The 1610-nt window shown below is 52.6% G+C and carries 3 protein-coding genes; all 3 read right to left on the bottom strand.

Annotated elements, in window-relative coordinates; genetic code table 11:
• Positions 1-146: 146 nt before the first annotated feature.
• Positions 147-458: a hypothetical protein gene (locus tag B3C64_RS01890; RefSeq protein WP_291533334.1), complete on the bottom strand. Its 312-nt coding sequence runs from the start codon at positions 456-458 to the stop codon at positions 147-149.
• A 2-nt stretch (positions 459-460) separates the two neighbouring features.
• Complete coding sequence (locus B3C64_RS01885; RefSeq protein WP_291533333.1) at positions 461-775, bottom strand: type II toxin-antitoxin system RelB/DinJ family antitoxin; 315 nt, start codon at positions 773-775, stop codon at positions 461-463.
• Positions 776-1094: 319 nt separating this feature from the next.
• Positions 1095-1610 (bottom strand): hypothetical protein (locus tag B3C64_RS01880; RefSeq protein ID WP_291533332.1); only part of this gene is annotated, 516 nt, incomplete at its 5' end.

The following is a 1610-nucleotide window of genomic DNA, read 5'->3' as shown; positions in this document are numbered from 1 at the left end:
ATTCTGATTGACGGAGCATTGGTGAAATTCGATGATTCACGCCCATCCTCAAACGACCCTACCCGCAGTATGCTCCATCGCACACATTGCCCTTTTAATGCAGTAAATTTTACTTGGCCGACGAACCTGCCCGATTCAGGAGAAGACTAGTCCGAGGGAATGGAATCATGGTCGTATATGCCGACCATGCGAATCACATGCTTTCTTTCACGCTTGTAGTACACAACCAATACGTCATCATCAAACGTATGGAACTCGAAGAAATGTCCGTCACCAAACGGTGGATGCTCCAACACGTGATCATGCCAACCGGCCTCTTCCACCTCGCCCTTCTGCGCAAGCTCGCATATGGCCTCACGTATCGAACGGATAACAAACGCGAACTGTTCATGCGTGTACTTTGCTTTTAGAGGCATGGCAGTACGCCAGAAATCAGGAGAAGCCTTCACATCCCACACGGCTACTGCCCCACCTCTTCAGCGGTCAAACCAAGTTCGCCAAGCACGTCGTCTGGAATAGTGCGGGCGTCGACGGCATCATCCGGTAGCAATCCATACTCCTGGGCTTCCACACGAAGCATGTCCCGGCGAACATCCTCAGCCAACTCACGGCTTGTTCCGGAAGAAAACAAGCCATCAAACGGAGTGCGACCCTCATTGGCGACTTGCGTCACCATCATCTTCATCGCGCTTGGAGTGGTAATGCCGTTACGGGCAAAAGCGACATCGGCCCGCTGCTTGACGTCATCGGGAACATTGATCTGAATCAGCGCCATAATGCACCTCGTTCCATTGCGGATTATGAATTTCCCATATTTTATCATATGAGGCATTTCGCAAACGATTCCTCAGCGTCTATTTAGAGATACAACGCCTTTGAATCAACGGAAGAACGTTCCGAAGGATCTTCGTTTCATGAACACCATGAACAAGAACACAGAGCTGAAAGCACCCCTCCGCTCATTGCGTGTTATTCCAACGCCGCAGAGGACCTCCAGCCCTGCACACGCAATCATATGCGTGTCCGTTGCCACTGGCGCGCAAACGCACCGCATCCTTTCGGAACCAGGCACGAACCTGGACAAATCTACCGTATCAACGGTTCCAACCCGTCTGTTGCGCCAGACGGAGCAATGCCATCGACAGCGTGCGTTCGCGTGACTCGCCATTCCGCATGGGCCATGGATCCAGCCTACGCGGCACATCATCATATTCGCCGCCACCACTCTCGTTCTTATGCCAGACCATCATTGACCACCTTTGGGGCAAACATTCCCGCGCCTCCTGCTCGAACTCTTCAGGAACCGCCAGACAATGCCCGTCCACGAACTCGTCAATCCTAGATGATCTCATCTGACGAATCTCCTCATACGTGGTTCTGATATCGACCGCATAGGCATGCACCATTTGCGGATCGCCGCTGTCCATATTCGTAATCACAAGAAGCGATGAGGAAGCCGGCGGAATATCTGTCGAACGAGTCAACTCATCGAAGGGAAAATCCGGAAGAACCTGGAAAGTGCGCCGGTCATAATCTCCCGATGCGAAATCGCCGCTCAAAAGACTCTTGGCGGTCACTCCAACCACCATGTCCGCGACCAGCTGGGAACG

The organism is Bifidobacterium sp. UBA6881, assembly GCA_002451435.1.
In the GTDB taxonomy this organism is placed as follows: Bacteria; Actinomycetota; Actinomycetes; order Actinomycetales; family Bifidobacteriaceae; genus Bifidobacterium.
Note: the sequence above shows the minus strand (reverse complement) of the source record. Positions and strands in the feature narration are given on the sequence as shown.

What these genes read in the sequence shown, in the direction of transcription:
- B3C64_RS01885 (WP_291533333.1), bottom strand. Translation starts at nt 775, where the DNA reads ATGGCGCTGATTCAGATCAATGTTCCCGATGACGTCAAGCAGCGGGCC.